Consider the following 21678-nt stretch of genomic DNA (forward strand, 5'->3'; position numbering starts at 1 on the left):
TTATAAAAAGTGCGGTTATGTTTCGTTAAGAAGAGTCCCACTCACTATGAAACCCGCTTGAGGAAAGGATGAGGGTAAGTTCTATCCAAATTGTTCAAGGACAATCAGGTCTCTTAAGATAAGTGCATTTAAGCACCCATCTATTTATGGCCTTACTGAAGTATGCTTTTTCAGCAATACCTCTGTATTTAATGAAAAAAGACATTCTCCTGCTGGAGTATGTCCGGGTTCTCAAAAGAAGTTCCTGTTGGCACTTTGGTGTTTATATTACCATTTTCAAGTAAGCATTGCAAACGTGAAGGCTGGCTGAAAACCTTATCATTCTGGCTTTTTTTGCAGAAAGCCAAGGATCTCCTGAAAGAGGCGGTCCCCTTCCCCGCAATGGCAGATAAGATGCTTAGAATCTTTTATAAATATTAACTTTTTGGCTGATGAACCAATATTATTATATAAATATCGGGCGCTTCTCGGAGGCACAACTCCATCACTTTCACCCTGCGCAATTAATGTCGGCACGGTGATCTGATTTAAAATAGGCCTGATAGAAGCCACAAGCCTGCGGAATTGTAGTGTTGCCGTAATCGGTGTCGCACTGATTTTCCGCTTATATCTGACGAACATTTCATTGTCAGCCAGGTTCCCCCTGAAAGCATCTCTTACCATCTCTTTAATATCAAAGAATAGCTGCTTCGGGTTCACGTAATAGGCAGCAGCACTGAGCAGAACCAATTTATCTACAGGGTAATGTACAGTTAAATAACTGGCAATCAGGCCGCCCATTGAAAAACCGATGACATATACTTTCTCACAGCGGCTGATCAGCCTCTTCAGTTCTTCCTCTGCATGCTCAATCCACTTGTTGTAGGCGATTCCTTTCAGCTTTAACTCATCACCATGACCCGGCAATGTCGGCACGGAAATCTCCCAGTCTGTATGCTCTTTTAAATACTCTGCCAAAGGTTCTACTTCAAATGGAGCTCCTGTAAAACCATGTATGCACATGCAGCCAATCATTCACGAGTCACCGCCATTTTTTAAAATTTAAGTTCATTTTATTTTACACTTTTTCCTTTTTGCCATACTAATCAAACCTGCTGGAAGATAAAATTTACAACGAAGGAACTATATATAGTGAAACTACAATCAGTGGGGGGCTTTTTCCCACTGATTATTAGATGAGGCCCACAGGAGGCTTCGTCAGCATGAGCATCGCACGACCGAAAGTGGCAGCTTTTGGGAGGATGTGGCGTTTTTAGTCTTTGTTCTTCATTTCGGGCCTTTACATTATAAAGCGATGCGACTTGCCCAGGGGTGCCAAACATAAGACGAGCCCTAGGAGCCGCAGCTAGATTAGGCAGTTTGACCCCCGCTTATCCTACTTTGATTCCTCTGAGTCTTGAAGTGGGGGGTCCTGCTGTCCGTTAGACTGCGATAAGAATAGTAAAACCCCTGTTCCACGTGAAACAGGGGTTTATTTCCTATAATAACAGTTATATACAGTTATTTATTTTTCAAAATCTTCTTGCTGAAAATCTTTTTGCTGTATTAGTTCTGCATCCCTTCTGTTAAAGCTAAAAGGCTGTCAAAGAAACTATTGAAGAGCTGATACAACTTCTTCAAGCTTCATGCCACGGGATGCCTTAACCAGCACAATGGTTTCCTGGTCGACATGTTTCTTCAGTTCTTGAATGAGATTCTGTTTGTCAGTAAAGGCTGCCACCCGTTCATTAGGCAGGACTTCCTTCGCCCCCTTGGCGATAAATTCGCCAAGCTTGCCGAAAGTAAACACATAATCAACCTTTTTTGCATCCACAGATTTTCCAGTGGAGTAATGGAAATCCTCCTCCTGCGGACCAAGCTCCAGCATATCGCCAAGAACGAGAACTTTCTTTTTATAGCCAGGCAGATTGGCGACCAGTTCAATGGCTGCATTCATAGATGTCGGACTGGCATTATAGGCATCATTAATAATTTTTTCACCCATTTTGCCCTCGAGCAGCTCCATTCTCATATTCGTCAGCTTTAAGCTTGCAAAGCCTTCGTTCATCTTTTCGTACGGAACGCCGAAATGGGATGCTGCAATCATCGCTGCCAGGGCATTCAGAACATTATGGGTGCCCAGTACAGGCAGATAAAATTTCTCGCTGGATCCATTGATCCCAAATGTGCTGCCCTTGTCATTCTGCTTGATATCCACCGGATACACATCGTTTTCCCCGGTTCTCCCAAAGGTTCTTAATGCAGCCGAACCATTGTAGGTTTTCAGCTTTTCATCAAGAAGAGGCTCATCACCGTAATAAATAACCAGGCCATTTTCCTGAAGGCCATTTATGATCTCCAGCTTCGCTTCTGCAATTCCTTCTCTGGAACCTAAATCCTGCAGATGGGATTCGCCTATATTGGTAATGATCACGGCGTCCGGACGGGCGAGCTTCGTAAGAAAATCGATTTCTCCCCTTCCGCTCATTCCCATTTCCAGTACAGCGATTTCCGTATCTTCCTCAAGTGCCAGAATGGTTAGCGGAAGACCGATATGATTGTTATAATTGCCTTCCGTTTTTTGAACCTTATAGTTTAGTGACAGAAGGTTTGCGGTCATATCCTTGGTCGTTGTTTTGCCGTTGCTTCCTGTGATTCCTGCGACCTTTACCTTTAATTCATTACGATAGCTTCTCGCCAGTTCCTGAAGAGCCGTCAGTGTATCTTCAACAATCAGAATGGGAAGATGCAGTGGAGGATTGGGAACATCCTTTTGCCAAAAGGCTGCAGCTGCCCCCTTTTCAATGGCATCTTCTACAAATCGGTGGCCATCCGAATTTTCCCCTTTGAAAGGAACAAATAAATTGCCCTTCCCGATTTTTCTGGAGTCAATGCTGACGCCCTGTATGGATGTGTCATTAAAAGAAGATACGTCATTATCTACTTTAATCATCTGTGTAATTTCTTGAAGTGTTTTTTTAATCATATGGCGCCTCCTATTGGGCAATATCAGAAAACTGCAGATAATCCTGATTTTGCCAATTATGTATGAACAAAAGGAACACGACAAAAATGCCGTGTTTCCTTTCAACAGTTATGCCCTTTTACATAGTGTGTTTGATGCTTTGTTTCTCAGCATGGCGTTCGATGGCCAGATTGACAAGCTTTTCAATCAGCTGAGGATATTCTACTCCCGTATGCTTCCACAGAAGCGGGAACATACTGAAAGGTGTAAAGCCCGGCATGGTGTTGACTTCATTAATGTATAGCTTACCCTCTCTTGTTAAGAAGAAATCAGCCCGGACAAGACCTGAACAGTCAAGGGCTTTAAATGCCTTAATGGCCATGTCGCTCAGTTCGCTGTACTCACTCTCGGAGATTTCAGCAGGAATGATTAATGCTGTGTCTCCATCCTCATATTTCGCTTTATAGTCATAGAATTCAACCTTCGGCACAATCTCACCGGCAACAGAGCATTCCGGATTATCATTGCCCAGCACGCCAGCTTCAATTTCTCTTGCAGTGACGCCTTCTTCGATAATGATTTTACGGTCAAATTGGAAAGCTTCTTTAAATGCTCCTTCAAGCTCTGAGCGGTTCATGCACTTGCTGATGCCCACACTGGAACCCAGGTTGGCCGGTTTTACGAAACACGGGTAGCCTAGTTCTTTTTCCACTTTTTCATATGCTGCCTCAGTTCCATTTTCCCACTCACTGCGGATAAACCAGACATACTTCACCTGCGGCAGGCCTGCCTGTGCAAATATATTTTTCATGATGACCTTATCCATACCCGCTGATGAAGCCAATACTCCATTCCCCACATATGGCAGGTTTAAGAGCTCAAGCAGCCCCTGAACTGTGCCGTCTTCTCCGTTCGGACCGTGAAGCAGCGGGAAGATGACATCAAATGGGCCTTTCTCCTGAGCATCCTGGAAAAGGGTCGGTGCCAATGCTGTTGGAGGAAGTGCTTCCCCCTGGGAGAATTCCAGCTCCTTTACATTGGAAACAGGACCTTGCAATTGAGGGCCCTTCACCCATCGGCCTTCTTCAGATATATAAATAGGATGAATTTCAAATTTCTCTAAATCCAATGCTTTAATGACAGCCATTGCAGTCTGCATAGAAACTTTATGCTCTGCAGATTTCCCGCCGTATAAAAGGCCAACCTTTGTTTTCATAAAAAGAACCTCCAATATTCAATCATGGACTAACCGGCTTCTAATGCCGCTTTATTTTTCTTAAGCTGATTTATAAGTTCATTCAAGCTACTCTATATTGTAACACTTTCACATTTAAGATAGGGAGTGATTACATAGTCAATTCTTCAGGAATTTTTTTCTGCACCTGCGCCCATATTTCTATATGTATGACAGAGCGCTTAAAAAGGAAACTTCAACAAAATAATTTCCTTTTCTGGGATTAATTATTTCAGGAAAACGTTTACCCGCCTTCCATAGAGCAATACCCTTAATCTAATAGTAATAATCAGAGTTTTTTTATTATTAAAACAAAAGTTTTAGCTATTAACTTTTACAGCAAAACAGGATATAATCCTCCTATCAAAAACAATTGTATTCTTTAGGAGGACAAAAAACATGAAGTTCGGTTTGCTTCCCAGAATTATTGCAGCTATTGCATTGGGTATTTTAATAGGTTCTTTTTCCCCCCAATGGCTTATTCAGCTATTTGCTACTTTTAATGGACTGTTCGGAAACTTTCTTGGTTTCGCAATTCCGCTAATTATTATCGGCTTCATCGCGCCGGGAATCGGCAGCATGGGAAAAGGCGCAGGGAAACTGCTTGGGATTACAACCGGTTTTGCTTATGCTTCTACAATTACTGCCGGTTTAATTGCCTATTTTTCTGCGACAGTGTTATATCCTATCCTATTAAAAAACCAAAGCTTCAAAGAGTTTGAGAATCCTGAGGATGCATTGCTTTCACCCTTTTTCCAGGTGGACATGCCTCCGGTAATGGGTGTCATGACGGCACTGCTGATTTCATTCACTTTAGGCCTGGGATTGGCCGCAATTAAAGGAAACACTCTGCAAAATGCGATGAATGATTTCCGTGATATTATTGAAAAACTGATTGAAAAGGTCATCATTCCATTGCTTCCTGTCCATATTTTCGGGATTTTTGCCAATATGACGCAAGGCGGACAGGTTGGCGCCATTATTTCTGTATTTGCCAAAGTATTTGTCATGATTATTGCTCTTCATCTTTTATTTTTACTGCTTCAATATTCAGCGGCCGGCAGCCTGATGAAAGCCAATCCGCTTAGACTCATGAAAAATATGATGCCTGCTTACTTTACGGCGCTTGGAACCCAGTCATCCGCCTCCACGATTCCTGTTACGCTTAAACAGGTTAAAAAGCTTGGTGCACGCGAAAAAGTTGCGGATTTCTCTGTTCCATTACTGGCAACAATTCATCTCTCCGGAAGCACAATCACCATTGTGAGCTGTGCCATCGCCGTGATGATGCTGCAGGGTCAAACGGCATCATTTGCAGAAATTCTGCCTTTTATATTAATGCTTGGAATCACAATGATCGCGGCTCCAGGTGTTCCTGGAGGAGCTGTCATGGCCGCATTGGGTCTGCTTGAAAGTATGCTCGGATTCAATGAAACTATGCTTGCGCTAATGATTGCCCTATACCTTGCCCAGGACAGCTTTGGAACTGCGTGCAATGTAACAGGGGACGGTGCTCTGACGTTGCTGTCTGATAAGGCAAGCGGCAAAGATAAGAAGCTTCAGCCTCAATCTGCTGTGAAAGCCGGCTGATTGAAAAAAAGATGTCCCTGTTGGGGCATCTTTTTTTGGGTTTAATGAGCTTCCTGCTGAGATTTGCAGCAAGTAGACGATTTATCAGTTACTTGAACAAGTTTATCGGTCAGAATTAATTTTTATCAGTCACTTTCTAAATATATCGGTCAGAACGGACAAGATATCGGTCACATTTTTTATATATCGGCTACTTGGCGCTGCATCAGCTTTACACGACCCAGATAGTGAAAAGTGCACCTTTGAACTCTACTTAACAATCAAAACAGGCGCTTTCACACGTTTGGCTATTTTATGGCTGACACTTCCGAGCACCATTTCCTGAAGTGTATTCAAACCACGGCTGCCGACTACAGCAACATCAAAATCCATTTTGTTGGCAAACTCCACAATGGCTGGTCCAGGCTCTCCCTGCAGTATTTTTATTTCATATGAAATGCCCTTCTCTTTTAATAAGCTTTCTATTGGCTCTAAACGTTTTTTCCTCACCTGGTCCACTATACTCTTATCAAAATGGTGAAGGATATCTCCTTTGAGGTCTGGCCATCAACGGCATACACTACAGTTATCTCAGAATCACGATTCTGTTCAGCCAGTTGAATGGCTTTAGCGGCTGCCCGAATGGAATGATCAGATCCATCTGCAGCCATCAATATTTTTTTAAACACAGAGCCTCACCCCTAAAATATTCTTATAAAGAAAATACCACAGTCAGAGCTGACTGTGGTATTTATTATAATATTATTAATGGCCGGATAATTTCGCACCCGGTTTGCGGTGAACGGCCAAACGCTCAATCAAGTTCGAGCTTGGCGCGTTTAACCCTGATAGGCGGACCAGCACACCATTGTCCCGAAGCTTTAATACAACCTTATCGATGGCAGCGACACCGGAGTCATCCCAGACATGCGCCTGTGAAAAGTCGATTTCTACTTCTTTTAATTCCTCATTAAAGTCGAATGCCGCTACAAGTTCATCTACAGAGGCAAAGAAAACCTGGCCTGTTACAGCGTATATTTTCTTATCTCCTTCAACTCGTGATGCAACATGCATTTTCGAAATTTTAGCCACAAAGAAGATCGCACTCAGGATGATCCCCGCAAAAACTCCTTTGGATAGGTCATGGGTGAAAACAGTTGTAACAGTCGTTACAATCATAACAATCGAATCTGTGACAGGAGTTTTAGCAAGGCTTTTAATGGATGACCAGTCAAATGTTCCGATCGATACCATGATCATAACACCAACTAGGGCAGCCATCGGTATTTGCACGACAATATTGCCTAATACTAAAATCAGAAACATCAGGAATGCGCCGGCTACTATCGTTGACAGCCTGCCTCTTCCGCCTGATTTCACATTTATGACGGACTGTCCAATCATCGCACAGCCTGCCATTCCGCCGAATAGACCTGCTACGATATTCGCAATTCCCTGTCCGCGGCTTTCCATATTCTTATCACTGGCCGTATCGGTCATGTCATCAACTATAGATGCAGTCAGCAAGGATTCAAGCAAGCCCACGATCGCAAGGGCAATAGAGTACGGGAAAATAATCTTCAGAGTCTCAAGGTTAAATGGAACATCCGGTATAAAGAATGCCGGAAGAGCTGATGTGATAGCCCCCATGTCGCCAACAGTGCGCACATCACTCTTTGTCATGATGGCAATGATCGTAATAACAATAATAGCCACCAGAGGTGATGGCACTGCTTTAGTGAATCTCGGGAAAATATAAATAATCGCCAATGCCCCGGCAACCATTGCATACATTACCCAAGTAGCATCTACGAATTGCTCCAGCTGAGCCATAAAAATTAAAATCGCCAATGCGTTAACAAACCCAATCATCACCGCACGCGGAATGAATTTCATAAAGCGGGCCAGCTTAAGCACACCAAATAAAATCTGCAGAACTCCCGTCAAAATAGTCGCAGCAAATAAATACTGCAGCCCGTGATCAGCTACTAAAGTAACCATCAATAACGCCATCGCACCGGTTGCCGCGGAAATCATACCAGGCCTTCCGCCTACTATAGCAATGGTCACAGCAATACAGAACGAAGCATACAATCCAATCATCGGATCTACACCTGCAATAATGGAGAAAGCAATCGCCTCTGGAATCAGGGCCAATGCCACTACGATTCCAGCCAGGATGTCTCCCTTCACATTGCCAAGCCATTGTTCTTTTTTTGATAAAACTTTCAAATAAACACCTCTTTATTAATAGATTTATAGTAATGACTTTGAACTCTCATCAAAGTCGAGCCGACAAAAACATATAAAATCATAACACATTTACTTATATTTACAAGCCCGCATGTAAGCGCAAATAACCCTTATAATCTCAGTTTTTCTTTTGAAATCTCACGATTACTATGTATCCAACAAAAAAATGACCCTGAAACAGAGTCATTTTTAACCGATAGGTGAACAAATCTCAATATAATGCCCATCCGGATCTTCCACATATGCCACTTTCTGTCCCCAGGGCTTTTCAACAGGCTCGAGAAGGACTGGCACCCCTGAGGTCTTGAGCTTTTCAACAACAGCTTCCACTTCTTCCGTTACAAAACCAAGCTCGAATGTCTGCTCCTTCCTCACTCCATCCGGTATCGGCAGCCCGGTGACTTCCCGTCCGCCTTCTCTCGTATTAAAGGAAAGAATGGTGCTGCCTGTATCATACTCGATGTAAGTTCCAAATTCATTCCTCAGCTTCAGGCCCAGCAATTCACCATAAAAATGCTTCGTTCTTTCCAGGCTTTCCGCATATAAAATGACATAACCCAGCTTCAAGTCCAATTATGTTCACCTCTTCAGAATTTCTATTCATGATATGATTTCAATATAGGAGGTATTTTCTCCTTTTAAAAGAATGTATAAACTTTGGAATTATGATTAATAGAGGTGCAGCAATGAACTGGAAAGAAATCGAACATCAAATGTACACGATGTGCATGGTAGCAGATGAAGATCAGGTTCTTCTCATTAAAAGGCCAGACCACAAAGGCTTCCCCGGATATCTTGCTCCGGGCGGAAAGGTTGATTTTCCCGAGAGCATAACGGACGCTGCAAAACGCGAAGTGCTTGAGGAGACGGGTTTGCACGTCAGGAATATTATTTTTAAGGGTTGGGATGAGTACGTCAACCCGCAGACGAATGTCCGCTACATGGTATTTAATTATCTGGCGGACTCTTTTGAAGGCTGCCTGCTTGAAGATCCTCCTGAAGGAGAACTGCATTGGGTTCCAAGAAATGAGGCACTTGCACTTCCTATGCAGTCTTGGTTTAAACGAAAATTTCCGCTGTTTTTTGAAGAAGGGACTTTTGAGATCCATTCAGTTTGGGATGAAGAGCACGACACAGAAGGAGCAAGCAAGACAAGAATATTTACCAAGGAGAAATAATGGAGGGTTAAGTATAATGGCAGAGGATACAGCTCAGGCTCGTTTTTAAACGAGCCTTCTTCATGACTTTCTATTCAATATATGATAATAACGTCCTGCCAGCTTCATGATTTCACCCAACTTTGCTTCGGGACAAACGGCTATAAAGCAAGTGGATGGACCTGCTGATTTTACCAGATCCACTTCTGATTCAAGATCCTTAATCTCAAACCTCCTATTGGAGAACAACCCGTTCAGCTCGGTCAAAACGCCTTTTGAACCTACAGGAAGGGTCATAATATCTTCAATGGAGTTAATTGTTTTAAATAGGTTTAGGGGTGCTGCCTCCTCCTCCCTTTCAATCAGCTCCTGGCCAACCAAAGGAGAACCGATAACAGCTATTCTTGTATCCTCTGTATAGATTAGGGTATCAGCAGGAAGCTCTCCCTTCCTTTTGCCAAGTACAGATAATCCTACCGCAGATTGAAGCAGGTTAAAGTTGCTTTCTGTACTGCCGGTGATTTGCAGTTCCGTAAGTCCTAATTCATCAGCACCCTTTTTAATGCCCCCTATAAGCTGATCCCAGGCATCATCTCCGCAGAAATTCTGAATGGCAGCAGCAAATGGCTGAGCACCAGCAGACATACATTCCATGACAGCGACACGGAAGGAATAATACGAAACAATCTCGTAAGGAACCTGGACAGCGTCCTGTTCTTTCTCGCCGATTGCTCCGCTGTTATCACTGGCTACAACAATGGTTTCTTCAGAATTAAAAGGGAAGCTTAAGACATCCCTCACTGCTCAGCACCCGCTTTGGCCATAGCCGGTCCCACAAGCTTGACAAGCCTTGGAATCGCTATATAAGCAATAACAGCATTAATCACAGAACCTATAAAAAGGGAAGGCACAATTGCCAGGTAAAAGGCCTGGCCCATTAAAAAGATAAATGGAAGCGGGGCTGCAAAGGCATTGCCGAGCACAAAAAGAATCCCTGCAAGAAAGCGCCGGCCTCTCTGGTACAATGAGCTGAAAACAAAGACTAGAAATGCCATTTCAACAGCAATCAGGAGATGAAGGGGCCCTAAAGGCAATCCGCCCAATAATGCTGACAGCAGATGCCCGGCGGCAGCAACGGCCGCCCCGCCATAGCCGCCAAGCAGCACGGCTGCGAGCAAGGCAGGAAATGCATCCAGTGCCACGCTTCCGATAACGGCAGGAACTTTAATCGCTGCACCGATTGCTGTCAGTGCAATCAGCATAGCGGCCATGCCCAATCGCATGCTTTTCATCACTTATCCTCCTTGCGCTTTCCTTCACGGAATACATTCGCACTGCGCACATATTCCACATCCTTCTGATTCAGACGGAAATTAATCACCCTTGCCAGGGCAAAGAAGTAATCCGATAAGCGATTCAGAAATTTCAGTGCCACTGCAGAGGTGTCCGGATCCGCTTTTTTTAGTGAGACCACAAGACGCTCCGCTCTCCGGGTTACTGTCCTGGCAATATGAATGGATGCAGATGCAGGTGCTCCCCCAGGCAGAATAAACCTTTCCAGCTTTGGCGCTTCTTCGATCAATCTATCAATCTTAGTCTCCAAATAATCAACAGAATCCTTCGTCAATTTAAGCTCCCGCTTTTTCGTAACATTTGCAAGGTCGCCGCCACAGTCAAAAAGCTCATGTTGAATCTTCTCCAGATCCTCCAGGACATCCTGAAAAATGGCCGGATCCAGCTGTGTCATGGCCTGCCCGACAAAACAGTTGACTTCATCCACTGTTCCGTATGCTTCAACCCTTACATCATCCTTCTCCACTCTGCCCCCGATAATGCTTGTTTTTCCCTCATCACCAGTTCGTGTATAAAGTTTCATCAGCAATTCCCCATTTCATTTTATTTTTTGATTGATGCCATACCAAATCAAATCGACTCTATCTGCAGCAGCAGCGGCATCCTGAAAGGCCCACCCGGACGCATCCCGCCACTTTCGGTCAAGCGCTTCCATCGGAACAATCCCTTTTGAAATATCAGATCCGATTAAAACAACTTTCCGGTTAACATCTGCATTTTCCCATTGGAGCCACTTTTCCAGCATCTCCTGCCACTTTTCCCGAATCTCTTCAAACTCCAGTGCTTGTGACCACTCCCGAATCATTAGCTCAATTCCCTCAAAGACAATCAGGTTTCGATCAAGATCGCCGGACGACTCACCATGATAAGCTGAAATCCATTTATGAGGAGTGTCTGCCAATTGATAAAAATTCTTCACCCATTCGGACTTCCCGTTAAACCTGCCTCCTGTAATGAAGTGCATCGTTCTCCCCTCCTAAACTTTTCCCGTGTCCATCTAAGCTCATAGCCTCTTCCAAACGGAATTTGCCATTCCCAGAATTCTTTTTGCTCCGGTGCATACTTTCCAAGAAGGTACCTTATGACTCCGCCATGTGTAATAACAGCAGCATCACTGTTATTTCCCTGAAGCAATTGATGAGTTAAATTTTTCCACCCTTTATCCACTCTTGCTGTAAATGCTGCAAAGGATTCCCCTCCAGGAGCCGCTTGTGCAAATGGTTCTTCAAGCCACTTTAGATAATCCGGATTATCTTTCAGCTCTTGATATGTCTTGCCTTCCCACTCACCAAAATGCATTTCTCGCCATTCGGAATATGATTCAATAGAATGATCCGGAAAAAGAATAGCTGCCGTCTTCATGCATCTGCCTAAATCACTTGCAAAGATTCTTCTGTAGCCTTGAGGGGCCGGGGCAAGCTTATTCTTATGTTCCGGACACAGAGGAGAATCTGTCCACCCCAGGTAAGCATGGGACTTATTGGCTTCTGTCAGCCCATGACGAAATAATGCAACAGCCACAGTATCATCCATAAAAGCACCTCCGTCCCTTCCACACTGGCCCCAAGGACATCCCCTGTCATTCCGCCAAACCAGGCAATGACTTTTCTTGATAATAATACGAAAAACAATATTGAAAAAAGAACCATGAAAAGAAATCCAACAATAGCCGGGTAACCAGCCAGCCAGGCAGCTGCCGCGGCGGCCAGAAGGAAGACAGGGTAAATAGACAGGGTGGTTTTAGCAGCAGCCTGCTGAAATAATGAGCCCAGCCCCACTTTTTTGGCCCCCTTAACTTTTATCAGCAATGTCCCCATTACCATCTTGCTTAAAAATGGAATCATGGCTATTAAAAAATAGGAAGCTGGATTTGATAAAAGCACAATTTCATAGATAAATAGAAATCGGGCACCCAGCAGGACAATAACAGACAGCACCCCGAACGCTCCCACCCGGGGATCACTCATGATTTCAAGCCGCCTCTCCTGATCGCGATAGGAGAAGAACGCATCGCTCGCATCCATCCACCCATCGAGATGAATCCCGCCGGTCAGCAAAATGCCGGCCAGCCAGACGGTAAAGGCCGCTGCCAATAGAGAAAAAGGAGTCCATTCAAGAAAAGCATAGAGTATAAATGCATATATCCCACCCTGGATGAGGCCGGCTATAGGGAAGGTTCTGATTGCCTTCTCCAGATGAGGCTTATCCATTGGCAGGGATATCGGAATGGGAATGCTTGTGAAAAATTGAAGATTGATCAATAATCCTTTAAGCCATTTCATTTTGTTTTCTCCAGCTAAAGACAATTTCCTTTAATTTTTCCCAATCAAGATGCTGCATCATATTTTCCGCCAGTTCGCTGTATTTCCTATCCTTCAGGGCTTTTATTCGGACAGGCTCCTTACTTGGAATGCCTTTTTGTTTGCGCAGAGAATTAAGCCACGCACCCCTCCATTCATCATTATGGAAGATGTGGTGCATATAAGTCCCTACCAGACGGCCATCATTCCCATAAAATCCATCTTCTTCGCCATTTTGAAGCAGCAGAAGGCGATTGCCATCAAAATCATTTTCAAGAACTGTTTCACCTAAATGGATTTCATATCCATCCAAGATTTCTTTAACGGGAAGGTTCGTGCTTGAATGCAGACTGCCCTTCACCTGCACGGTCTTCTTTCGTTCATGAAAAATGGTATCTGCCGGTATCAAATTCAAGCCTTTTTCCTTTTCATACGGATTCCCGGTATCAGAACCTGCCATATCGATTAATCTCCTGCCGAGCATCTGGTATCCTCCGCAAATGCCGGCAATAGAACCTCCATCGGCAGCATAGCGCACAATCCAGTCCGCCAGACCTTTTTCCTTGAAATAGCGCAAATCGCGAATCGTGCTCTTTGTGCCGGGAATGATCACCGCATCAGGTGAGCCAGCCTCCGATAGATGTCTTACCCACCTAATGTTCACGTCATCTTCATAGTAAAACGGATCGATGTCACTGAAGTTTGAAATAAATGGCGGCCGCAGCACTGCAATATCCAGAATACCCTCACCAGCTCTTGGGACAGCAGCCTGAATGGATAGGGAATCCTCTGCATCGATCATATGGTCTTCCAAGTAAGGCAGAACGCCAAGGACAGGGACACCCGTCTTTTCTTCGATCCAGCGGATGCCATCCTCAAACAGCGTGATATCTCCGCGGAATTTATTAATGATAATGCCCGCAACCCGCTGTCTTTCCTGTTTGGTGAAAAGCTCCAGAGTTCCAACAATGCTTGCAAAAACACCGCCCCTGTCAATATCGGCAACCAGGATGACTGGCACATCCGCCATTTCGGCGACCTTCATATTCACTAGCTCTTTATCTTTTAAATTAATTTCAACAGGACTGCCAGCTCCCTCTATCACAAGCAGCTCGTATTGAGCATCAAGCAGACTCAGTGCCTCTCTGATGGTCTCCAGCCCCTTTTCATAAAAGGATTCCCGATAGCTCCTTCCTGATAGGGAATTGACTGCTTTTCCAAGGAGAATAACCTCAGCATTCTGAGCGGATTGAGGCTTAAGGAGGATGGGGTTCATCCAGACAGCAGCTTCCGTTCTTGCCGCTTCAGCCTGAATGCCCTGTGCCCTGCCAATTTCATTCCCATCCTTTGTCACGTATGAATTATTGGACATATTCTGGGATTTAAAAGGAGCCGTGCGGAAACCTTCATTGGAGAATGCGCGGCAAAGAGCCGTAGCAATAAGGCTTTTACCTGCGTCGGATGAAGTCCCCTGAATCATGATCCCTTTCATGCCGGTTCTCCTTTCATTTGTATGGGGATGCCTGCTTCAACAAGATAGGCTTCATCAGCCATATCTACTATATTCCTATGAAGCGTCCCAAGTATTTTTGAATAGGTAATCACCAGTTCATTTTTGTAAATTGGCTCATTCAAGACCTCGTTGCTGACAACGATCAAGGTCCTGCAATTTTTGCGTATTTCAGTGATGGCCACGAGAATATCGGATGACAGATTTTCCTGATATTCTCTTTTCCGCCAAAGGTCTTCCGCTCTAAAAAGTTCATTATTCAAGAGAGTGGTCAAGCAATCGAATAGAATAATATCCTGATGGTTAAAGTTTCCCGAGATCTCTTCAAGTGCGCAAGGCTTCTCCCAGGTTGTCCAGCCCAAGCCGCTCTTATCCCGGTCATCCTGGTGCCTCTGAATCCGTGCTTCCATCTCGGGATCGTATGCTTTTCCTGCAGCAATATAATGAAGCTTTCCTTCCGTCTTCATTGCCAGCACGGCAGCAGTTCTCTCTGCAAAGGAGCTTTTTCCGCTCCGCACTCCACCGGAGATAAAAATCAGCGATCCTTCCGCCATTGCCGCATCGCCTCCATCAGCACATCGTTGTCTTTCGGCCCTTTAATCGCAAAGCGCAGCCATTTCCCTTCCAGGCCAGGAAAATTCATTGTATGCCTCGGAATAATTCCTTTCTCAAGCAAAAATCGAAAAAGAGGCAGCTGCACATCAATGCTTGGATCTCTTAACAAATAGAAATTAACTGAAGAAGGGGAAACCTCAAAATCCAATTGCTGATAAAATTGAACAAGCCTAGCCCTCTCCTGCCGGATCAAATTCTTTGTCAGCCTGACATGCTCTTCACTGTCCAGACACCATTCACCTGCTTTTAACGCAAGAACATTCACGCTCCAGTGCGGTTTCAGCGCATTTGCCCTTTCAATTAACCCCTCACTTGCCATCATGTATCCAAGGCGCAGGCCTGGTATCGAAAACATCTTTGTCATGGAGCGCAGCACCACAACATTTGAATCCTTTCCTATGAAAGGAACGATAGATTGATAGTCGCAGGCAAAGTCATAAAAAGCTTCATCCATAATAAGGAGGCAGCTATGGATATGACACTTCTTAATCATTTCCTCTACAATGGCAGATGGGTAATAAACACCTGTCGGGTTATTTGGGTTGCAGAAGAAAACAACATCAGCGGCTTTTAGCTTTTCAGATAGCGCTTCCAAATTAAGATCCCAGTCGCCGGGCACCAGCTGATGATAGGAGACAGTACAATGATTAACGCGGCAGGCCTCTTCATATTCCGAAAAAGCCGGCTGAATAATCAGCACACTTTTCCCGGCTATCATCCGGCCAATCAGTGTGATTAGCTCGGCGCCTCCATTTCCCACCAGAATCTGTGTTTCTTTTATTCCCTCTGTTGCCGCCAGTTTGCTTTTTAAAAGAGCAGCATGGGGATCCGGATAATCGCTAATATATTGGAATAGGCTTCCCCACCTGTCTTTTAATCCACGGGGAGGGCCAAGGGGATTGATATTGGCACTGAAATCAATCCGCTCCTCAGGCATTTGCTTATCCATCGCTTCATATAAATATTGCGGATTAGATCCGTGTGAAGGCCAAATCAAGGAACATCCCTCCTGTCCATAATAAAAGCAAGAATAAGAAAACCGTCTTGTTCATGATCGAAATACTTTTTATAATATGTTCTTTTTCAAGCTGCACCAGGGGCTTCCCCATCGTGGCACGGTTTGAGATTACACCCTTATAAAAATTGATTCCTCCCAGCTGAACCCCCAGAAGGGCTGCAACAGCCGCTTCGCCCCAGCCGCTATTCGGGCTCGGATGTTTAGGTGCATCTCTTAAAAGGATTCCCCATGCTTCCTCATATGGAGAATGCTCCGGCTTTTGCGTGAGCATGATGCAAAGTGATGTCAGCCGGCTCGGGATCCAGTTTGCGATATCATCCACTTTGGCAGAAGCCCATCCAAAATCCATATATCGTTCATTCATGTGGCCAACCATCGAATCACATGTATTAATAGCCCGGTAGATAAGGGCCAGCGGTGCACCGCCGATCATGGCCCAAAATAATGGAGCAGTAATGCCATCACTGGTGTTTTCAGCCACTGTCTCCACGGCAGCCCGGACAATGCCTGGTTCATCCAGCCGATCTGTATCCCTGCCGACAATGTAAGAAAGCTTTACTCTTGCTGCTTCCATATCACCTTTTGCCAGAGGCTCATACACCTCCAGTGCTGCCTCTTTTAAGCTCTTTTGAGCAATGGCTGTGAATATAAGAAATCCTTCTGCCAAGATGCCGGCGATCGGATGAATTTCATAGAAGAGCCGGGTAATAAAAAAGGTGATGCCACCTGCTGCCAGCAGTACGATCAATAGCATGAGGCTCCCTTTTAATTTTCTAAAGCGGGCTTTATTCAGAGCTTGTTCAAGTTTATGTATCAGGGCACCCATCCACCTGACCGGATGCGGCCAGTTTGGCGGATCTCCTATCAGCTTATCCAGTAACCAGGCAAAGGTTAGCGCGAACAGGTGATATAAAATCATCTTTTTATCCTGCTTTGCGATTTTTTTATCGCCTCAACGGTACATTCGTAGACACCCTTGCCAATCACTTTGCCAAGCGGTGTAATGGTACCCGCATACTCCAGGTTTTCTCCCTGCTGTGCGGCGGCAATCAAAATACTGTCAGTTGATGTTCCGGTCGCTATCGTCCCTGTGACGGCATCTATAACTTCCTGATCATATAGTGCTCTGGTCTTGGCCTCGGTTGCGGTCATAATGGATTGGATAAAGGCTTCCTCTGTCAGATGGCCATTAACAAAAATCCAAGTATTGATTGTACCTGGAGTCAGATGATAAGAATGCTCTTCACTTTTCGAAGCATCAACCGCATTGCCGACACCAGCTGTCACGACCACAAACACAGAGAATGTATCTTCTTCATAAAATTGACTGCTGTAATCCTCAATATATACAGCGGTCATCATCCCCACAGTTTCCCCGGGTTCAAAGCCGATTTCCCGGACAAATTCCGCCATCTCTGCCCGATGATCACTGCAGTCATAATTCTTGCTCACATGCCGGTTAAGAAAAATCCGATTCCAGCCAGTCCCCGATCCGGTTACACCTGAAGACATGGTTTTAAGCGGAAATGGCGAGCGCAGGACCAGCAAGTCTTCCTTTACCTCCAGGCTGGCTGGATCAATTCGCTTCTCTAATTGGCTTTCTGCCTGTGAGCGCTCAGGCACCAGCACCATCTGAGGGGCCGCCACTCTTGGATGCGGCAGCTTCTCGATCTTCGTTCTGTAAACCTCGCGTATCCGCCCTTCTTTTAATACTTCGTTAGGAACATGGTTAATATTCACTTCGCCATTCTCCAGCAGCAATAGGCGGTCACAGTACAGGCCGGCCAGATTTAAATCATGGAAGATAGAAATAACCGTCAGCCCGCAGTCCTTTGACCATACAGAAAGGAGATCAAGCAGCTCTTTTTGATAGGATAAATCAAGATGGTTAGTCGGCTCATCCAGCAATAATATTTCCGGCTCCTGGGCAAGGGCCTGAGCTAAAAACACCCTCTGTCTTTCACCGCCGGATAATTGCTGAATATCATCATCCTGAAATCGGGAGATGCCCGTCTGCTCCATGACCCGATTGACCGCTTCTTCATCTTTGCCGGACCAGCTCTGGAACCAGCCCTTTTGATGAGCATACCGGCCAAGGGAAACGGTTTCCTTTACAGTATATGAAAAGGCCTGAGAGGAATGCTGGGGCAGAACAGCAATGATTTTCGCCAGCTCTTTCGGTGTATATTCTGAAAGGTTCTTACCTTTGATCACAATATCACCTGATGTATGAGGCAAAATGCCGCTCAGCATCTTCAGAATCGTCGTTTTCCCGCTTCCATTCGGCCCCAATATACCGAAAAGCTCCCCTTTTTCCACTTCAAAGCTGATATTTTTTACAACCGGCGCACCGGCATACCCGCCAGTGATTTGCTGGACTCTTAGCATGATTAATCACTTCTTTCTGAACAGAAAAGCGCAAGCGACTTTATGCGCTTAAAGTTTATTCTTTCTTTTCATTAAAATAACCCCAAAAGCAGGTGCACCGATTAAAGCTGTAATCACACCGATTGGAAGCTCGGTAGGTGCAATGATCGTCCGTGAAACCAGATCGGCAATAATAAGAAAACCTGCACCCATAAGAATCGATAGCGGCAATAGGTGCCTATGATCCGGCCCCCATAACAGCCTGGTCAGATGCGGGATCACAAGCCCGACAAACCCTATCGTTCCAGACACAGCTACAGCCGCACCCGTTAAGATGGAGCCAGCTACCAGGACCATCATCTTCCTCTTCTGAACGTCCACCCCAATATGCTGGGCCTTTTCTTCCCCAAAGCTCATAGCATTCAGCTCTTTACTGTTCACTAACAGAAGGATGGCACCAATTACAAAAAACGGAAAGATAATGTTAATATACGCCCAGCCTCTCATGGATACACTGCCAAGAAGCCATCCAATAATCTGTCTAAGCTCCTCACCGGTCAGAGCAATCATCAGAGAAATTAGAGCGCCAAGAAAAGAACTGAAGATAATGCCCGTTAAAATAATCGTTTCCACTTTCATGGATCTTTCAATTTTTCTGGCAAATAGCAAAACGGCAAAAATGGTTAAAAAGGAAAATAAGATGCTGAATAAAGGCAGTGTAAACATTCCTGCAAACGGAATGGATAATCCCAAGAACAGGGTTAAAACAGCACCGAGTGAAGCCCCGGAAGAAACTCCAATGGTATATGGATCTGCCAGCGGGTTTCTTAATAAACCTTGAAAGGCGGCTCCCGCAATTGCAAGAGACGCCCCTACTAAGCCAGCCAGCAAAACGCGCGGCAGGCGAATGTTCATAATGATATTTGCATGCATAGCATCCGTGTTTCCCAATGAAATAAAAGGGAAAACCTCAGCGCTTATTACTCTGATAATTGTGATGGGGTGAACAGACACTGTACCAATTGAAATCCCCATCAGCATAGCACAGAGCAGGAAAGCTGCTGCTGTTAGATAAGCCAGAAATTTATTATTTAAATACGTCCGGATATACTGCTTTTGCAAGTTCCTCGACTCCTTCAATAATACGAGGGCCAGAGCGGGTTACCATATCGGAATCAACATCGGCAACCTGCTTATTTTTCACTGCTGTTATATCCTGCCAGCCATCCCTTTTCATTACATTGCCAGCAGCATCTTCAGTATAATAGCCATGAGTTGTGATGATTACATCCGGATTCCGTTCGATAATCGCTTCCGGATCCATTTTCGGCCATCCTTCTTCCGTAATGATATTTTCTGCATTAATCGCACTGAGCATTTCGTCCATAAAGGTTTTTGCACCAGCTGTATAGATTTCAGGAGCTGGTGAAACTTCCACGAATACCGATTTGCGGTCTTCTTCTTTTATATCCTGAGCTTTTGTCTTAATTTCCTCAAGCTTGCTCTTCATATCTGAAATGATCTGCTCTGCTTTATCTTTCTCCCCTGCTGCGGTTCCAACCATTACAATGGATTCAAAAACCTGGTCAAAGCTCTTCGCATCATTGACAACAAGGACGGCCACGCCTGCATCCCTTAATTGCTGAAGGCCTGCTTCGGAATTATGTGCGCTTGACGCGTGAGCAAGAACTAGATCCGGGTTTAAAGAAATAATTTTCTCGACATTAAATTCCATGCCGCCAATCTTTTCTTTTTCTGTGGCTTCGGGCGGGTAGTTATCAAAATCGGAGACTCCGACTACCTCTTCTCCAAGCCCCAATTCAAAGGCAATTTCGGTATTGCTTGGAATCATGGAAACGATTCTTTCAGGCTTGGATTCAATGACCACTTCATTATCCAGCGCGTCTTTTATCGTTACAGGAAAAGCAGCATTCTGCCCTTCCTCAACCTTTTTCTCTTCTTTTGGCTGTTCAGCACTCTCGCCGCAGCCTGCAAGCACTCCTGCAGCAAGCAGCATAGTTAATAAAAATGCATAAAACTTCTTCATACTCAGCAATCCTCCATTACTTTCGACAAAATTCGGGTGGTGCCTGTCACCACCGTTTAAAATAAAAAAACATCCCCTCGAACGGCAAGGAGATGTTGGTATGGTCATTTATCAATCAGTGCAAAAGGGATGGCCGGACCAAACACCTCCCTATCCTCGTAGGTTTATGGGTGCTTAAGAATCAGGCAGGTCTCCTGGCTCATGGTCAATGCGTTCTGCTCCTTCCCATACTTGTGTGTACAGTGGATTTGCGACAGCTACCATTTACAGTGGCGGGACCGCGCTGGAATTTCACCAGCTTCCCTATTAAGTCTTCAAAAGAGCTTGCTTTAAAGCCCTTTTGAAAAGACACCTGTTCTATTGCGGATATAAAATTTTCTATTTCCGATTATACACCATCCCGCAGAAAAAGTAATAGAAAATTGCTGAATGTTGTAAAAAAGTTCAGAATTCTAACGCGAGTATATTTTCCATTCCCTTGTCTTCTTATCGAACACAATCTTCGCCTCACATGGCTCTTTCACTATGGCTTCATACTCATCATACATATCATCCATATTCGCAAAATCGCCAATAATCCAAATTGGAATCTCGATCCTGACCCGATTCTGTTCAATATCCTTAATGGAAAGGACCGCTCCTTCTTTCATGAGAGGCTTTAATGAAAGCAGGACATCTCTGGTGATTGGAGGATATGTCTTTTTCTTTTTAATGCCAAGGAGCGTTTTTTCTACCTTCATCTGTCCCATTTTCCCGGGGATCACTTCCCCAAGCATCCGGTAAAAATCGTTCAGATCGCGGTAATATGTGCGGTTAAACCAGCCATCATCATGGGCAAGGTACACATACCGGTTGCTCAGATAATTGTAAAAAGGCAGCTTAAGATGCTCTTTAATATGGCCGAGATAAAGAAGCTCCGCAATTGTCTGGCCGGGAAGCTCATTCACCGCTTCCTCTTCTTCGAAGTCGATCCAGCAAAAATCGCCATAGCCATATACATCATCCTCAACCAACCTGCCCAGCTTGTCCCTTGACACATAATCGAACATCGTGTGGCTATTAAAGTCCCCATGTTCATAACGGTGCTTTAACAGCAGCAAATTATTAATAGAATCTGAAAGAGTCTGGGCAAACTCTGCAAACTCAATTCCATAAGTCATCACATATTGATCCTGTTCATTAAGATGGATGTAGATGAGATCACGAATAGTTTGATTCCTTCTTTTCAATGACGAAACCTCCGAACCGTAGCCAAATTGATAAAAAGACAGCTTCTTATGAAACTGCCTGCCAAACTTCCAGTATTTTATT

21 protein-coding genes, 1 pseudogene and 1 riboswitch are annotated in these 21678 nt (G+C 44.6%); of the genes and pseudogenes, 2 read left to right on the forward strand and 20 right to left on the reverse strand.

Going from position 1 to position 21678, the window contains the following annotated elements:
* Positions 1 to 318: 318 nt before the first annotated feature.
* The 3 genes from AC3WTL_RS20075 to AC3WTL_RS20085 all read right to left on the reverse strand — a co-directional run bounded on the left by AC3WTL_RS20075 (position 319) and on the right by AC3WTL_RS20085 (position 4160).
* Positions 319 to 1014: an alpha/beta hydrolase gene (locus AC3WTL_RS20075; protein ID WP_163144737.1), complete on the reverse strand. Its 696-nt coding sequence runs from the start codon at positions 1012 to 1014 to the stop codon at positions 319 to 321.
* Between the two features lie 577 nt (positions 1015 to 1591).
* Complete coding sequence (locus AC3WTL_RS20080; protein ID WP_248346521.1) at positions 1592 to 2965, reverse strand: UDP-N-acetylmuramoyl-tripeptide--D-alanyl-D-alanine ligase; 1374 nt, start codon at positions 2963 to 2965, stop codon at positions 1592 to 1594.
* Between the two features lie 118 nt (positions 2966 to 3083).
* Entirely contained in the window at positions 3084 to 4160 is a 1077-nt protein-coding gene (locus tag AC3WTL_RS20085; protein ID WP_248346522.1) for a D-alanine--D-alanine ligase, read from the reverse strand.
* A 417-nt stretch (positions 4161 to 4577) separates the two neighbouring features.
* Between AC3WTL_RS20085 and AC3WTL_RS20090 the strand changes: the two genes are divergently transcribed.
* On the forward strand, positions 4578 to 5768 hold the full coding sequence (locus AC3WTL_RS20090; RefSeq protein ID WP_048008759.1) for a dicarboxylate/amino acid:cation symporter: 1191 nt from the start codon (positions 4578 to 4580) through the stop codon (positions 5766 to 5768).
* 249 nt (positions 5769 to 6017) lie between these two features.
* Here the strand turns inward: AC3WTL_RS20090 and AC3WTL_RS20095 are convergent.
* From AC3WTL_RS20095 to AC3WTL_RS20105, 3 genes and pseudogenes are all read right to left on the reverse strand, one after another.
* Positions 6018 to 6436, reverse strand: a pseudogene (locus AC3WTL_RS20095) (universal stress protein).
* A gap of 76 nt (positions 6437 to 6512) precedes the next feature.
* Positions 6513 to 7979: a SulP family inorganic anion transporter gene (locus AC3WTL_RS20100; protein WP_222501751.1), complete on the reverse strand. Its 1467-nt coding sequence runs from the start codon at positions 7977 to 7979 to the stop codon at positions 6513 to 6515.
* 210 nt (positions 7980 to 8189) lie between these two features.
* Positions 8190 to 8573 carry a VOC family protein gene (locus AC3WTL_RS20105; RefSeq protein WP_048008756.1) on the reverse strand — a complete coding sequence of 128 codons (384 nt, stop codon included), beginning with the start codon at positions 8571 to 8573 and terminating at the stop codon, positions 8190 to 8192.
* Between the two features lie 113 nt (positions 8574 to 8686).
* On the opposite strand from AC3WTL_RS20105, the gene AC3WTL_RS20110 reads away from it, so the two are divergent.
* Entirely contained in the window at positions 8687 to 9178 is a 492-nt protein-coding gene (locus AC3WTL_RS20110; protein ID WP_222501749.1) for an 8-oxo-dGTP diphosphatase, read from the forward strand.
* A 60-nt stretch (positions 9179 to 9238) separates the two neighbouring features.
* Here AC3WTL_RS20110 and AC3WTL_RS20115 read toward each other — a convergent pair whose 3' ends face one another.
* The 14 genes from AC3WTL_RS20115 to AC3WTL_RS20180 all read right to left on the reverse strand — a co-directional run bounded on the left by AC3WTL_RS20115 (position 9239) and on the right by AC3WTL_RS20180 (position 21596).
* Positions 9239 to 9958 carry an ATP-binding protein gene (locus tag AC3WTL_RS20115; protein WP_252220610.1) on the reverse strand — a complete coding sequence of 240 codons (720 nt, stop codon included), beginning with the start codon at positions 9956 to 9958 and terminating at the stop codon, positions 9239 to 9241.
* On the reverse strand, positions 9955 to 10449 hold the full coding sequence (locus AC3WTL_RS20120) for an ECF transporter S component (protein WP_263599125.1): 495 nt from the start codon (positions 10447 to 10449) through the stop codon (positions 9955 to 9957). The genes AC3WTL_RS20115 and AC3WTL_RS20120 overlap by 4 nt, the downstream gene beginning before the upstream one ends.
* Positions 10449 to 11033, reverse strand: a complete 585-nt coding sequence (locus AC3WTL_RS20125) for a cob(I)yrinic acid a,c-diamide adenosyltransferase (RefSeq protein ID WP_061792735.1) — start codon at positions 11031 to 11033, stop codon at positions 10449 to 10451. Before AC3WTL_RS20125 ends, AC3WTL_RS20120 begins: the two co-directional genes overlap by 1 nt.
* A 15-nt stretch (positions 11034 to 11048) precedes the next feature.
* Positions 11049 to 11474, reverse strand: a complete 426-nt coding sequence (locus tag AC3WTL_RS20130) for a bifunctional adenosylcobinamide kinase/adenosylcobinamide-phosphate guanylyltransferase (RefSeq protein ID WP_048008778.1) — start codon at positions 11472 to 11474, stop codon at positions 11049 to 11051.
* Complete coding sequence (locus AC3WTL_RS20135) at positions 11426 to 12043, reverse strand: histidine phosphatase family protein (protein WP_252220606.1); 618 nt, start codon at positions 12041 to 12043, stop codon at positions 11426 to 11428. The genes AC3WTL_RS20130 and AC3WTL_RS20135 overlap by 49 nt, the downstream gene beginning before the upstream one ends.
* Positions 12001 to 12792, reverse strand: coding sequence for an adenosylcobinamide-GDP ribazoletransferase (cobS, locus tag AC3WTL_RS20140; RefSeq protein WP_252220604.1), 792 nt, complete (start codon positions 12790 to 12792; stop codon positions 12001 to 12003). Before cobS ends, AC3WTL_RS20135 begins: the two co-directional genes overlap by 43 nt.
* Positions 12779 to 14302, reverse strand: coding sequence for a cobyric acid synthase (locus AC3WTL_RS20145; protein ID WP_252220602.1), 1524 nt, complete (start codon positions 14300 to 14302; stop codon positions 12779 to 12781). The genes cobS and AC3WTL_RS20145 overlap by 14 nt, the downstream gene beginning before the upstream one ends.
* Positions 14299 to 14874 carry a bifunctional adenosylcobinamide kinase/adenosylcobinamide-phosphate guanylyltransferase gene (locus AC3WTL_RS20150; RefSeq protein WP_159345028.1) on the reverse strand — a complete coding sequence of 192 codons (576 nt, stop codon included), beginning with the start codon at positions 14872 to 14874 and terminating at the stop codon, positions 14299 to 14301. Before AC3WTL_RS20150 ends, AC3WTL_RS20145 begins: the two co-directional genes overlap by 4 nt.
* Entirely contained in the window at positions 14856 to 15932 is a 1077-nt protein-coding gene (gene cobD, locus AC3WTL_RS20155; RefSeq protein WP_252220600.1) for a threonine-phosphate decarboxylase CobD, read from the reverse strand. The genes AC3WTL_RS20150 and cobD overlap by 19 nt, the downstream gene beginning before the upstream one ends.
* Positions 15907 to 16872 (reverse strand): adenosylcobinamide-phosphate synthase CbiB, encoded by a 966-nt coding sequence (gene cbiB / locus AC3WTL_RS20160; protein WP_252220598.1) that lies wholly within the window; start codon positions 16870 to 16872, stop codon positions 15907 to 15909. The genes cobD and cbiB overlap by 26 nt, the downstream gene beginning before the upstream one ends.
* Entirely contained in the window at positions 16869 to 18341 is a 1473-nt protein-coding gene (locus tag AC3WTL_RS20165; protein WP_252220597.1) for an adenosylcobinamide amidohydrolase, read from the reverse strand. Before AC3WTL_RS20165 ends, cbiB begins: the two co-directional genes overlap by 4 nt.
* A 48-nt stretch (positions 18342 to 18389) precedes the next feature.
* Positions 18390 to 19442 (reverse strand): FecCD family ABC transporter permease, encoded by a 1053-nt coding sequence (locus AC3WTL_RS20170; RefSeq protein ID WP_222501731.1) that lies wholly within the window; start codon positions 19440 to 19442, stop codon positions 18390 to 18392.
* A complete protein-coding gene (locus AC3WTL_RS20175; RefSeq protein ID WP_222501729.1) occupies positions 19408 to 20367 on the reverse strand; it encodes an ABC transporter substrate-binding protein in 960 nt (319 codons plus the stop codon). The genes AC3WTL_RS20170 and AC3WTL_RS20175 overlap by 35 nt, the downstream gene beginning before the upstream one ends.
* Positions 20368 to 20534: 167 nt before the next feature.
* Positions 20535 to 20738, reverse strand: a riboswitch (cobalamin riboswitch).
* A gap of 81 nt (positions 20739 to 20819) precedes the next feature.
* Entirely contained in the window at positions 20820 to 21596 is a 777-nt protein-coding gene (locus tag AC3WTL_RS20180; RefSeq protein WP_048008743.1) for a hypothetical protein, read from the reverse strand.
* Positions 21597 to 21678 lie beyond the last annotated feature (82 nt).

The organism is Cytobacillus sp. EB106-05-05-XG126, from assembly GCF_058791715.1.

Bases quoted from the DNA above. Each gene is read 5' to 3' on its own strand.
- AC3WTL_RS20165 (WP_252220597.1), bottom strand. From the start codon at position 18,341: ATGCTAAGAGTCCAGCAAATCACTGGCGGGTATGCCGGTGCGCCGGTT.
- AC3WTL_RS20110 (WP_222501749.1), top strand. From the start codon at position 8,687: ATGAACTGGAAAGAAATCGAACATCAAATGTACACGATGTGCATGGTA.
- AC3WTL_RS20075 (WP_163144737.1), bottom strand. From the start codon at position 1,014: ATGATTGGCTGCATGTGCATACATGGTTTTACAGGAGCTCCATTTGAA.
- AC3WTL_RS20125 (WP_061792735.1), bottom strand. From the start codon at position 11,033: ATGAAACTTTATACACGAACTGGTGATGAGGGAAAAACAAGCATTATC.
- AC3WTL_RS20130 (WP_048008778.1), bottom strand. From the start codon at position 11,474: ATGCACTTCATTACAGGAGGCAGGTTTAACGGGAAGTCCGAATGGGTG.
- AC3WTL_RS20150 (WP_159345028.1), bottom strand. From the start codon at position 14,874: ATGGCGGAAGGATCGCTGATTTTTATCTCCGGTGGAGTGCGGAGCGGA.
- cbiB (WP_252220598.1), bottom strand. From the start codon at position 16,872: ATGATTTTATATCACCTGTTCGCGCTAACCTTTGCCTGGTTACTGGAT.
- AC3WTL_RS20120 (WP_263599125.1), bottom strand. From the start codon at position 10,449: ATGAAAAGCATGCGATTGGGCATGGCCGCTATGCTGATTGCACTGACA.
- AC3WTL_RS20085 (WP_248346522.1), bottom strand. From the start codon at position 4,160: ATGAAAACAAAGGTTGGCCTTTTATACGGCGGGAAATCTGCAGAGCAT.
- AC3WTL_RS20135 (WP_252220606.1), bottom strand. From the start codon at position 12,043: ATGGATGATACTGTGGCTGTTGCATTATTTCGTCATGGGCTGACAGAA.
- AC3WTL_RS20145 (WP_252220602.1), bottom strand. From the start codon at position 14,302: ATGAAAGGGATCATGATTCAGGGGACTTCATCCGACGCAGGTAAAAGC.
- AC3WTL_RS20175 (WP_222501729.1), bottom strand. From the start codon at position 20,367: ATGAAGAAGTTTTATGCATTTTTATTAACTATGCTGCTTGCTGCAGGA.
- AC3WTL_RS20080 (WP_248346521.1), bottom strand. From the start codon at position 2,965: ATGATTAAAAAAACACTTCAAGAAATTACACAGATGATTAAAGTAGAT.
- AC3WTL_RS20090 (WP_048008759.1), top strand. From the start codon at position 4,578: ATGAAGTTCGGTTTGCTTCCCAGAATTATTGCAGCTATTGCATTGGGT.
- cobS (WP_252220604.1), bottom strand. From the start codon at position 12,792: ATGAAATGGCTTAAAGGATTATTGATCAATCTTCAATTTTTCACAAGC.